This is a genomic window from Bradyrhizobium tropiciagri, from assembly GCF_001189845.1.
Lineage (GTDB): Bacteria > Pseudomonadota > Alphaproteobacteria > Rhizobiales > Xanthobacteraceae > Bradyrhizobium > Bradyrhizobium tropiciagri.
Genome location: NZ_LFLZ01000012.1, coordinates 160,607 through 171,327, shown reverse-complemented (window position 1 = coordinate 171,327; position 10,721 = coordinate 160,607). Strand labels below are relative to the sequence as shown.

Below are 10,721 nucleotides of genomic sequence, written 5' to 3'. Positions count from 1 at the left end.
AGCGCCGGGTGAGGGCAACAGGTCCCACGAGAGAGCGTAACCCCTCACCCGGATCGCATCTGGCGATGCGATCGACCTCTCCCACAAGGGGAGAGGTGAACCGCCGATGCCGCAACACTTTCCGATATCGTCATCATCCCCTACACCCCGAGATACGCCTGCTTGATGGTGTCGCTGGCCGCGAGCTCAGCTGCCGTGCCGGCGGCGCGGATGCTGCCGGCTTCCAGCAGATAGGCGCGATCGACCACGCGCAGCACCTGCTGCACGTTCTGCTCGACGATCAACACCGTCAGCCCTGAGGCGCGGATGCGCTTGACGAGCTCGAACACCTGCTGCACCACGACCGGCGCGAGCCCGGCCGAGGGCTCGTCGAGCAGCAGCAGTTTCGGGTTCGACATCAGCGCCCGGCCGATCGCGCACATCTGCTGCTCGCCGCCCGACATGGTGCCGGCCATCTGCTGCAGGCGCTCCTTGAGCCGCGGGAACAGCTCGAACACGAACTCCAGCCGCTCGGCATAGTGCGCACGGGCGCCCGGCATGTAGGCGCCCATCTTCAGATTGTCCGCCACGGTGAGCCGCGGAAACAGCCGGCGGTTTTCCGGCACATGCGCGATCCCGAGGCTGACGATGCGGTGCGCAGGCGTCGCGACGACGTCGGCGCCTTCCATCGCGATGGTGCCCCTGATCGGGCGGATCAAGCCGGAGATAATGCGCATCAAAGTGGTCTTGCCGGCGCCGTTCGGGCCGATCACGCCGACCGCCTCGCCCGCCTTGACGTCGAGGCTGACGTCGAACAGCGCCTGGAAGCTGCCATAACCCGCATCGATCGATTTCAGCTCCAGCATGCCGCTCACGCCCCGATCCGGCGGCGCGCCTGCGCCGCGGCCGCAGCCGCCAGGCTCGCGTCCGCATCGGTGCCGAGATAGACCTCGATCACCCGGGCATCGCCGGCGACATCCGCCGGCAGTCCCTCGGCGATCTTCTCGCCGTGATCCAGCACCATCACGCGATCGACCACGCGCATCAAGACACCCATGATGTGCTCGACCCAGATGATGGTGATGCCGAGTTCGTCGCGGATTCGGCGCAGCATGTCGGCGGCCTGGTCCATCTCGGCCTCGTCGAGCCCGCCGAGGCTTTCATCCGCGAGCAGCAGCTTTGGACCGGTGGCGAGCGCCTTCGCCAGTTCGAGCTTCTTCAATCCCGCAGCGCCGAGGCCCTCGACGCTGGCATGGCGATCGGTCGGCAGGCCGACCATCGCCAGCGCACGCTCGGCGGCCTCCTCGGCCTTGGCGCGGCTGTGACGGCCCTGGCCGTAGAAGCCGGCGAGCACGACATTCTCGAAAATGCTGAGGCGATGGAACGGCCGCGGGATCTGGAACGTGCGGCCGATGCCGCCGACGATGATCCGATGCGGGGCGAGGCCCGCGATCTCGCGGCCGTCGAACAGGATCGAGCCCTCGGTCGGCGGCAAGGTGCCGGAGAGCATGTTGAAGATCGTGCTCTTGCCCGAGCCGTTCGGGCCGATCAGGCCGAGGATCTCGCCCTCCTCGACGCGGAACGACACGTTGTTGACGGCGCGAAAGCCGCCAAACCGCTTGACCAGGCCTTCTACGGCGAGCACGGCGTCCCTTTCGCGAGCGAGCTATTTGTAGCTGTAGGTGGTGCCGGCCGGCAGCGGCAGCTCGGTCTCGCGCTGCATCTGGCTCTTCGGCCACACCACATAGGATTTGTCGTCGATATATTGCAGCACCACCGGGAACGAGCGCGCGTTCTGCCCGGCGTACTGCTCGCCCTCGCCGTAGAACTTCACGCCGTAACCGAGCATGGTGCCGCCTTCGGGAATGTCGGTGTCGAGCGCGGCCTTGCGCAGCGCATCCGGATCGACGCCGCCATACTTCTTGATCGCGCGCGGCAGCACGTCGTCGAGGAACACATAGGCGTTGGCCGCGCCGATCCCGACATGGGCGGAGCGGATCGATACGCCCGGCTTGAGCTTGTCGAACTCCTCGCCGACCATCTTGATGACCGGCGGCAGTTTCGGGTCCATGGTCTTCTGGTTGGCAAGCCAGATCGAGATCGGGTCGGTGTTGAAGAGATAGTTGGCGTCGGCGCCGAGACCTTCCTTCAGCTTCTCGTAGACGCCATAGCCGGCGCCGTGGCCGACGATCGCGCCGAATTTCAGCCCCTGCTCGCGGGCCTGGCGGAACAGCAGGGTGATGTCCGGATTGTAGCCGGTGTGGAAGATCACGTCGGGCTTGGCGCGCTTCAGCTTGGTGACCAGCGCCGACAGATCGGGCGCGGTCGCCGAATAGCCTTCCTTGAGCACGACGTTGAAGCCCGCCTTCTTCGCGCCGGCCTCGTTGCCCTTGGCGACGTCGACGCCATAGGCGCCGTCCTCATGGATGATGGCAACCCGCAGGTCCTTCGGCTCCTTGCCGAACTTCGACAGCGAATATTGCGCAATGAAGTCGGTCGTCATCATGCCGTACTGGTTGCCGGCGGCCTGCGGGCGGAACACGTATTTGTAGTTCTTGCCGTCGAACACGCCCGAGGAGATGCAGGTCGTGATCCACATGAATTTCTTCATCTGGTCGACCCGGGCCGCCACCGGCACGCATTGCGCCGAGGAGAAGAAGCCCATCACCATGTCGACCTTCTCCTGCTCGAGCAGGCGGACGGCCTCGTTGATAGCGATATCGGGCTTGCTCTGCGCGTCGGCGTAGACCGCCTCGACCTTGTACCCCTCGACGCCGGTCCTGGCGTAATGGTCGAGCATAATCTTGACGCCGGTATATTGCAGCTCGGAGCCGCCGCCGGCCAGCGGACCGGTCAAATCGAAGATCACGCCGATCTTGATCTTCTTGTCCTGCGCCTGCGCGGGTGCGGCCACGCCGAGCGTCGCGACGGCGACAGACAGACCCGCGAGCCAGCGGGCAACCCTCCTGACCGGCATGCATCCCTCCCCAGAGATTGTGCACTGCATTTTTTTATCGTGCCGCCCTATCACAGGGGGAGCGGCCGATGATGTCAAGCGCGATGGCTGCGTCGCCACGGCGCAGGCTTGCGCAAAGTTTCGGCGGAACGGTGTCGACGACTTTTCAGACCGGAGAACTACGGAAGGCAGCTTTGCTGTTTCTGCCTTATCCTGAGGGCTGCGAAGTAATTGTCATTGGAGGAGGCGACACATGACTCACATGCTTTGCAGAGCGAGACTCATTTCGTGGTTGGGTGCGTGCGTACTTGGATTGGGAGCGTGGATTGCTGCTTCGTCGGGTGCGGTGGCGCAGAATTCACCGTCCGCCGAGGCCAGGCTGAAGGAGTTGAACATCACCCTGCCGCCCGTTCCGACACCGGTCGCCAACTACGTCGATGCGGTCCGGGTTGGCAATCTGCTCTTCCTCGCAGGGAACACTCCGGCCGCGGACTGGAAGTACAAGGGCAAGGTTGGCAAGGACCTCACCGTGCAGGAAGGCTATGACACCGCCCGCCAGGTCGGCCTGATCATGTTGGCGAAGGTACGCGTCGCACTTGGAAGCCTCGATCGCGTCAAGCGCGTGGTCAAGGTGTTCGGGATGGTCAATTCCGCCGACGGCCTTGGAGATCAGCCGAAAGTCATAAACGGCTTTTCCGATCTGATGGTGGAGGTCTTCGGCGAGGCAGCCGGCAAACACGCGCGATCTGCTGTCGGGATGGCTGGTCTTCCCTTCAACAACGCCGTGGAGGTCGAGATGGTCGTTGAAGTGGCCGAATGATCCGCCGTTACTCCGGCAGTGGATCGGCAATTTCATCAACCAGCAGGTCCCCGGTATCAAGCGGCGTATGTGCCGACACAAACCACTCCGCGCGCGCCGCGGCCCTCCGGCGTGCGCGCTCGCTGATCGGCAGCCTCAACATCTCGATGAGATGACACATCTCCTGTTGAGCCAATCGGTGCGACCGATCCGGCCGCTCACCGAGGATTGCTTCGTCCAGTGCATCGAGGACGGTGAGCCCGGAAGCGGAGAACCGGCGATACACGTTTCGCTCGGAACAACCTCCGAGATGCCTGAACGCCAGCCTGGTTCCTGCTTGGGAAAGACTCCGCCGCACCAGCCGGCGCGCCGATGAGCGGTTGTGGATGACGACCCAATCGGTATGGCTCCGGTCAAATTGGAGGCGTCGCCTGCGGGCGTCGCAGACCAACTCCGCATAGTGACCGGTTCCCGTCACCTCGTGCGTGATGGGATCGGTCGAGGCCAGCGTGCCGAGGTCAAGAAAGCTGTCGGTGACGGGCGTCAGCAGCGTATCCGCCACGAGGTGGGCGAGACGCATCAGGTAAGTATCCGTTGAAGGGGTGTCGATCACCAGGAAATCGAGAGATCCCCTGAGGCTGGAGACCGCCTCCCCGAAAGCCGCCAATTCGGCAGCCTCATTGTCGTCCAGCTTCGCGCCTTCGGCACGCCGGACGCAACGATGCAGCGGAATTTCGAGTTTGATCCGCCGATGGTTGGCCCAGATGCGCCGGTTTTCGATGTAGCGCGTTAGAGCCCTTTGATTGCTGTCCAGATCGATGGTGCCGACCCGCTGACCCTGTTTCAGAAGCGCGACAGCCAGATGCATCGCGATCGTCGTCTTTCCTGAGCCACCCTTCTCATTCCCGATGACGATCACGTGTGGCGCCCCCGGCACTGCGATCGGTGCCGTGTACAGCATCACAAGCCTGGCAAGTCTGCAATTACCACTGAGAAATGAATGCGATAAACGGCGCTCCGTTCCAATCGAGCCGTGGCAAAAGTTCCGAAATGGCGTCCGGACAGATTCGAACTCGTGATCCGGTTGGTCCGGCTCAGGTCATTTGCGTCGATTTGGGACGTGCTCTTGCGATGTTCGGCCTGCCTCCAGCAGCGGAGGCCAAGGCTATGCCGGCAGCTGCGTCTCGATGAACGCGGTGACGAAGCGCGGCATGGCGGGGGTGAGATCGGCGCGACTGCGCACCAGATGGATGCCGGCGAGCTCGGGATTTTGCTGGCGCGAAAGGTTGTCCTCGATCTTTGCGCGTAGCGCGTCAGCTTGCATGTCGACGCGCAGGATCTGCATCATCGCGAGCGCGACGCCAGTGTAGATGCAGTGCCAGTCGGCATCGCCGCGGCAATCCGACGGCTTGAGCCCGGTCTCCTCCTCGAGCTCGCGCATCACGCTGCCCGCGATGTCGACCGTGTCGCCCCTGATGTCGTCGAGATCGGGCGTGCCGGAGGGAAAATAGATCCGTCCGGCATTCGCGGTCTGCTCGCCCATCACCCCGCACACGAAGGCGCCGTCGCTCGAGAGCAGCGCGCCCATGCCGAAACCGTTGAAGACCTCCTTGTCCGGAAAGCCCCAATCGCGCCAGGCCAGGAAGCTTGCGAAATCGGTCTCGAAATAGCTCGCACTGAGCCGCGCACCGGCAAACACCGGATCGCGCCCGAGCAGGACGCGGCCGTTCCACAGGTTCGGGTTCAGCCGCTGCTGTTCGGCGAAATGCGCGTCGATCTCGGCGCGCCGCTCGTCGGCGAACGGCCAGGCACGCCGCGCCAATGCGAGGTCGAGCGCAGTGACGCGGCAAATGAGTGGAGACTCCATATGGTCCGTGCGCGTTTACTTCGCGTTTCCGGTCGTCTTCTTGACCTGATCGACGAATTTGTTGGTGTAGGTCTTGGTGACGTCGATACCGGCCTTCGCGACCTCGGGCGAGCCCTCGCTGAACACCGCGAGCACCGCTTCGGCGCCCTTGGGATCCATCTTGCCGGTTTCCGAGTACATCGGGATCGTGTTCTTCAGCGCGGCCAGATATTGCTCCTTGTTCTTGCCGACGAGGTCTTCCGGCATCTTGGCCATGATGTCCTCGGCGGAATGCGAATGAATCCAAGCGAGCGTCGCCATGATCGCATTGGTCAGTGCCTGCACCTCTTTGTCGTGGCCGTTGACCCAGGCGGTGGTCGAATAGAGCGCGCCGCCCGGATATTCGCCGCCGAACACCGCGAGCGTGTCGTGCTGGGTGCGCGTGTCGCTGAGGATCTTGAGGTCCGCGTGGCTGCCCTGCAGCACGGTGACGGAGGGATCGAGCATCACAGCGGCATCGATCTGGCCCTGCTCCATCGCAGCCACCGCGGTGGCGCCGAGGCCGACGCCAATCACGGCGGTGCCGGACGGATCGAGGCCGTTCTTCTTCAGCAGATATTTCAGGAAGAAGTCGGTCGAGGAGCCGGGCGCGCTGACCCTGACCTTCTTGCCGGCGAGATCCTTGACCGAGTTGATCTCGCCGGTGTGCTTCGGCGAGACCACCAGCACGAGGCCGGGATAGCGGTCATAGACCACGAAGGCCTGCATCTCTTGCTTCTTGGCGGCGATATTGACGCAATGGTCGAAATAGCCGGAAACGACGTCGGCGCTGCCGCCGAGCACGGCCTTCAGCGCGTCCGAGCCGCCCTTGAGGTCGACCAGCTCCACCGCGAGCCCGGCCTTGTCATATTCGCCGAGCTGCTTGGCCAGCACGGTAGGCAGATAGCACAGGCAGGCGCCGCCACCGACCGCGATGGTGATCTTGCTTTGCGCCGCGGCAAGGCCCGTGGTCAGGGTCAGCGCCAGCAGCGTTCCGGCAAGTTTGCCAAGCCATTTGTTCATGACGTCCTCCGTTCGACTGGCCGGCAAGATAGAGGAGCAGGCCTGCCTTGAGAAGGCGACTTTCCGGTATCTGGTCAAGCCTGCGGCCACGGCATAGCATCGTGGATACAGGAAAACGCCGAAGAAGCACCAAGAATAGAACCACCAAGAATACTTCAAGGGAAACACCAAGGGAGGCCTTCATGAATCGTATTGCAACCGCGCTGTCGCTCGCCGCCGCCTTCGCCGCCGGCTGTACTGTCACCCATCTGCTGCGGCCGGCGCTCGCGGCCGAGAGCATCACCGCGCAGGTCATCCACACCGGCGAGATGGAGGGCGACAGGCTCGGCGATGCCAACAAGACAGGCTTCCGCTCCAAGACATTCGTCTCCGCCGACGGCGCCACCGTGTCGATCCAGGACGGCAATGTGCCGAAGCACATGCATCCCAACACCAACGAGATGCAGTTCATCCTCGAGGGCACCGGCACGGTGTGGCTCGGCGACAAGGAAGTGACGGTGAAGCCGGGCGACCTGATCGTGATCCCGAAGGGCACGCCGCATGGCGGCACCAAGCCGAACGGCCGCCCGTTCAAGGCAATCGCGATCAAGACGCCGCCGCAGGCGCCCGACGATACCAAGCTGCTGGATTGATCAAGCTGCGTAGGGCGGTTTAGCCGAAGGCGTAACCCGCCTTCCTGCGTCACGCCAAATCGGCGGGTTACGCTTCGCTAACCCGCCCTACAGTTCTGCCGTCATTGCGAGGAGCGAAGCGACGAAGCAATCCATCGGTCCGCACATGCCGAGGGATGGATTGCTTCGCTTCGCTCGCAATGACGGTGAGCCGCCGCCAGCGCACGCCCGGTTCCATTACATGACGACCGACAGATAATTTACTTGCTTCACGCCTTGTCACTCCATAATATTACGATCGTCATTTCATGGAGATCAGGACCATGAGCCTGGACGATCACCCCACGGTCAGGGCTGTGCGGGCGCGCAGCGGCCAGCACGTCCACGACGTCCCGGTGTCATCGGAACTGCTCAAGCGGATTGCGCGGGAGTGCGGCGCCGACGATGTCGGCATCATCGAGTTCGACCGTGCAGCCATCGCGCCGCAGCGCGACTTCATTCGGAAGGTCTATGGCCGGACGCGTTCGCTGCTCGCGATCGCCTGCCACATGAACCGTGAGCCGGTGCGCTCGCCGTCGCGCTCGGTCGCCAACGAGGAATTCCACGGCACCTACGATCACGTCAACGAGACCGCCCGTGCCATCGTTCGCGCGCTCGACGAGCACGGCATCCCGGCCTGCAATTCAGTCGCCGCCTTCCCGATGGAGATGGACCTGCCGAGGATCATGATGGTCCAGCACAAGCCGATCGCGGTCGAAGCCGGGCTCGGCCGGATGGGAATCCATCGCAGCGTGATCCACCCGAAATTCGGCAGCTTCGTCCTGCTCGGCACCGTCCTGCTCGGATGCGAGGTGGACGCCCACGACCATCCGATCGACTACAATCCGTGCCTGGAATGTAAATTGTGCGTTGCCGCCTGCCCGGTCGGCGCCATCAAGCCGGACGGCGGCTTCGATTTTCTGTCCTGCCACACCCACAATTATCACGACTTTCTCGGCAACTTCACCCAGTGGGTGGAGAAGGTCGCGGATTCGAAGGACGCCAGGGATTATCGCGCCCGCGTGCCCCGCACCGAGACGCTGAACATCTGGCAATCGCTGTCGTTCAAGCCGGGCTACAAGGCGGCCTACTGCATCTCGGCCTGTCCGGCCGGCGAAGATGTGATCGGGCCCTTCCTCAGCGATCGCGACGCGCATTTCGCTGAGGTGGTGCAGCCGCTGATCGACAAGGACGAGTTCGTCTACGTGCTCCCGGATACCGACGCCGAGGACACGGTGACGCGGCGCTTTCCGCACAAGAAGATGCAGCATGTCACGTCCGGCCGGCATACCGGCAGCATCCAGGCCTACATCTTCTCGCTCTCGCTCGGATTTCAGCGCGGCCGGGCGCGCGGCCTGGATTTCGTCACGCATCTGCGCTTCACCGGGGCGAGCGCGCTGGACATGACGGTCGCGATCAAGGGCCGGGATTTGCAGGTGGTGCCGGGGCGTCATGTCGGAGAGGCGGCCCTGACCGTCACCGCCGACAGCCAGGCCTGGCTGCGCGTGCAAAACCGCGACCTCGATCTTGCCGATGCGATCGCCTCGGGACTGGTGAGCTGCAGCGACGAAAAACTGTTCGCAGCCTACATGCGGTGCTTCCCGCTCTGAGCAACGTGCGTAGGGTGGGTTAGCCGAAGGCGTAACCCACCATCTTCGTTGCGCGACTTCGGCGGATTACGCTTGCGCTAATCCGCCCTACGATCTCTTCTCGCTCCGAGCGCGCCGCTCACACCAACAGGCCGCCGCCATCCACCGCAAGCGTCTGCCCGGTGATGTAGCCATTCAACATCAGATAGACATAAGCCGTGGCCGCCTCCTCCGGCGAGGCCGCACGCGGCAACGGCAAGCCTGCCACATAGCCGCGCACCCTCTCCTCCGGCATCTGCCTGACGCGCTCGGTGAGGATGAGTCCCGGGCACACGGCGTTGACGCGGACCGGCGCGAGATCGACGGCAAGGCCGCGGGCGAGGCTCTCCATCGCGCCCGCCGCCGCGGTCACGAACGGCATGCCCCTTTGCGGACGATGCGCCAGCAGGCCGCCGGTCAGAGTGATCGATCCGTTCGGCGCGATCACACGGCTGCCGTGCTTGACCGCCGCGAGCGAACCCCAGAAGCGGAGGGTAAGCGCCTCGCGCGCGACGCCAAGATCGAGATCGCGCACGGCGCCGAATGCCGGGAGGCCCTGATCGCCCGCCGTGACCGCAAGGTGATCGAAGCCGCCGACCTGTTCGAAGAAGCGCGACACTCCGGCTTCGTCGCGCAGATCGACGGTGCGGCCCGATGATCCCGGCAGCCGCGCGACGGCCGCATCGACATTGGCCGCATTGCTGGAGGCGATCACCACGTCAGCGCCGCGCTCCCGCGCGAGCGCGGCGACAGCAAAGCCGATCCCCGACGTTCCTCCGACTGCAACCACGCGCTTGCCGGCGAGCGACATCATGGCGTCTGTCATGGTCGTGCTCCGCCGCGCCTTACGCGAAATAAGCGGGGTGATCGATGTCGGCGAGCAGCCCCGCCTGCTGCGGCTGCCAGTCGAGCCGCGACCGCGTCCGCGCGCTCGAGGCCGGCACGTCGGCGCCGGCAAACCTGCCGAGGAAGCCGAAATGATCGAGCGCCTCCTCCGGCGACTTCGACACCAGCGGAATATTCAGGCGGCGCGCGATCACCTCGGCGATCGACTTGAACGGCACGCCCTCATCGGCGATGGCATGGAACGGGCCGCCTTCGACGCCGCGTTCGAGCGCGAGACGATAGAGGCGGGCCGCATCGAGACGATGCACGCCCGGCCAGCGATTGAGCCCTTCGCCGACATAGGCGGAGACCCCCTTCTCACGCGCGATGGCGATGAGGCGCGGCACGAAGCCGTGATCGCCGTGACCATGCACCGACGGCGCGAGGCGGACGACACCTGCACGCACGCCACGCGCGGCTACCGCTGAAGTGGCCGCTTCGGTCATGCGCGGCAGAGCGGGCGAAGGCGGATGCGGTGCATCCTCCTCAGAGGCGACGCGGCCTTGCGCCATGGTCGCGACGCCCGACGTGGTGATCAGCGGCCGGTTCGATCCTTCGAGCACGGCGCCGAACGCCTCGATGGCGCGCCGGTCATCTTCGGAGTTCTGCGCGAACTTCGAAAAGTCATGATTGAACGCGCAGTGGATCACCGCATCCGCCTGCCCGGCGCCGCTGCGCAGGCTGTCGAGATCCTCCAGCGTTCCGTAATGCACCTCGGCGCCGGCGGCGGCGAGCGCTTCCGCACCCTTGTCGGAACGGGTCATGCCGAGCACCTTGTGGCCGGCGGCAATCAGATCATTGGTAACGGCCGAGCCGACCCAGCCGGTGGCTCCAGTGACAAACACGCGCATCAGCAAGTCTCCAGGTTTTGCTGGAGACAAATCTGGGCCGCCGCGCTATCCTGGTAAAGTAGTGA

At 64.4% G+C, this 10,721-nt stretch carries 11 protein-coding genes; 3 read left to right on the top strand and 8 right to left on the bottom strand.

The annotated features are described in order from the left end of the window. Positions 1–140: 140 nt before the first annotated feature. From AKN84_RS13165 to AKN84_RS13155, 3 genes are read right to left on the bottom strand one after another with little or no spacing between them, the layout of a single operon-like run. On the bottom strand, positions 141–845 hold the full coding sequence (locus tag AKN84_RS13165) for an ABC transporter ATP-binding protein (protein WP_050421134.1): 705 nt from the start codon (positions 843–845) through the stop codon (positions 141–143). 5 nt (positions 846–850) lie between these two features. Then, a complete protein-coding gene (locus AKN84_RS13160; protein ID WP_050421120.1) occupies positions 851–1,624 on the bottom strand; it encodes an ABC transporter ATP-binding protein in 774 nt (257 codons plus the stop codon). 21 nt (positions 1,625–1,645) lie between these two features. After that, positions 1,646–2,956 (bottom strand): ABC transporter substrate-binding protein, encoded by a 1,311-nt coding sequence (locus tag AKN84_RS13155; protein ID WP_050421119.1) that lies wholly within the window; start codon positions 2,954–2,956, stop codon positions 1,646–1,648. A gap of 232 nt (positions 2,957–3,188) precedes the next feature. Here AKN84_RS13155 and AKN84_RS13150 point away from each other — a divergent pair, with 232 nt between their 5' ends. Then, positions 3,189–3,755: a RidA family protein gene (locus AKN84_RS13150; RefSeq protein WP_244485071.1), complete on the top strand. Its 567-nt coding sequence runs from the start codon at positions 3,189–3,191 to the stop codon at positions 3,753–3,755. Positions 3,756–3,762: 7 nt separating this feature from the next. Here the strand turns inward: AKN84_RS13150 and AKN84_RS13145 are convergent, their stop codons facing one another. The 3 genes from AKN84_RS13145 to AKN84_RS13135 all read right to left on the bottom strand — a co-directional run bounded on the left by AKN84_RS13145 (position 3,763) and on the right by AKN84_RS13135 (position 6,642). Next, positions 3,763–4,695: a division plane positioning ATPase MipZ gene (locus AKN84_RS13145; RefSeq protein ID WP_050421117.1), complete on the bottom strand. Its 933-nt coding sequence runs from the start codon at positions 4,693–4,695 to the stop codon at positions 3,763–3,765. Positions 4,696–4,899: 204 nt separating this feature from the next. Continuing rightward, positions 4,900–5,601 carry a hypothetical protein gene (locus AKN84_RS13140; protein WP_050421116.1) on the bottom strand — a complete coding sequence of 234 codons (702 nt, stop codon included), beginning with the start codon at positions 5,599–5,601 and terminating at the stop codon, positions 4,900–4,902. 15 nt (positions 5,602–5,616) lie between these two features. Beyond that, positions 5,617–6,642, bottom strand: coding sequence for an ABC transporter substrate-binding protein (locus tag AKN84_RS13135; RefSeq protein ID WP_050421115.1), 1,026 nt, complete (start codon positions 6,640–6,642; stop codon positions 5,617–5,619). Between the two features lie 182 nt (positions 6,643–6,824). Between AKN84_RS13135 and AKN84_RS13130 the strand changes: the two genes are divergently transcribed. Next, the gene (locus AKN84_RS13130) at positions 6,825–7,274 is read left to right on the top strand and encodes a cupin domain-containing protein (RefSeq protein WP_050421114.1); all 450 of its coding nucleotides are present in this window, start codon (positions 6,825–6,827) and stop codon (positions 7,272–7,274) included. A 302-nt stretch (positions 7,275–7,576) separates the two neighbouring features. After that, positions 7,577–8,902, top strand: coding sequence for a 4Fe-4S binding protein (locus AKN84_RS13125; RefSeq protein WP_050421133.1), 1,326 nt, complete (start codon positions 7,577–7,579; stop codon positions 8,900–8,902). Between the two features lie 118 nt (positions 8,903–9,020). Here the strand turns inward: AKN84_RS13125 and AKN84_RS13120 are convergent, their stop codons facing one another. Together AKN84_RS13120 and AKN84_RS13115 are read right to left on the bottom strand one after the other, a co-directional pair. After that, positions 9,021–9,746 (bottom strand): SDR family oxidoreductase, encoded by a 726-nt coding sequence (locus AKN84_RS13120; RefSeq protein ID WP_202814683.1) that lies wholly within the window; start codon positions 9,744–9,746, stop codon positions 9,021–9,023. A 19-nt stretch (positions 9,747–9,765) separates the two neighbouring features. Further along, positions 9,766–10,656, bottom strand: a complete 891-nt coding sequence (locus AKN84_RS13115) for an SDR family oxidoreductase (protein ID WP_050421112.1) — start codon at positions 10,654–10,656, stop codon at positions 9,766–9,768. Positions 10,657–10,721: the final 65 nt, after the last annotated feature.

Coding starts and splice junctions, on each gene's coding strand:
- AKN84_RS13165 (WP_050421134.1), bottom strand. CDS start 845: ATGCTGGAGCTGAAATCGATCGATGCGGGTTATGGCAGCTTCCAGGCG.
- AKN84_RS13155 (WP_050421119.1), bottom strand. CDS start 2,956: ATGCCGGTCAGGAGGGTTGCCCGCTGGCTCGCGGGTCTGTCTGTCGCC.
- AKN84_RS13150 (WP_244485071.1), top strand. CDS start 3,189: ATGACTCACATGCTTTGCAGAGCGAGACTCATTTCGTGGTTGGGTGCG.
- AKN84_RS13145 (WP_050421117.1), bottom strand. CDS start 4,695: ATGCTGTACACGGCACCGATCGCAGTGCCGGGGGCGCCACACGTGATC.
- AKN84_RS13140 (WP_050421116.1), bottom strand. CDS start 5,601: ATGGAGTCTCCACTCATTTGCCGCGTCACTGCGCTCGACCTCGCATTG.
- AKN84_RS13135 (WP_050421115.1), bottom strand. CDS start 6,642: ATGAACAAATGGCTTGGCAAACTTGCCGGAACGCTGCTGGCGCTGACC.
- AKN84_RS13130 (WP_050421114.1), top strand. CDS start 6,825: ATGAATCGTATTGCAACCGCGCTGTCGCTCGCCGCCGCCTTCGCCGCC.
- AKN84_RS13125 (WP_050421133.1), top strand. CDS start 7,577: ATGAGCCTGGACGATCACCCCACGGTCAGGGCTGTGCGGGCGCGCAGC.
- AKN84_RS13120 (WP_202814683.1), bottom strand. CDS start 9,746: ATGACAGACGCCATGATGTCGCTCGCCGGCAAGCGCGTGGTTGCAGTC.
- AKN84_RS13115 (WP_050421112.1), bottom strand. CDS start 10,656: ATGCGCGTGTTTGTCACTGGAGCCACCGGCTGGGTCGGCTCGGCCGTT.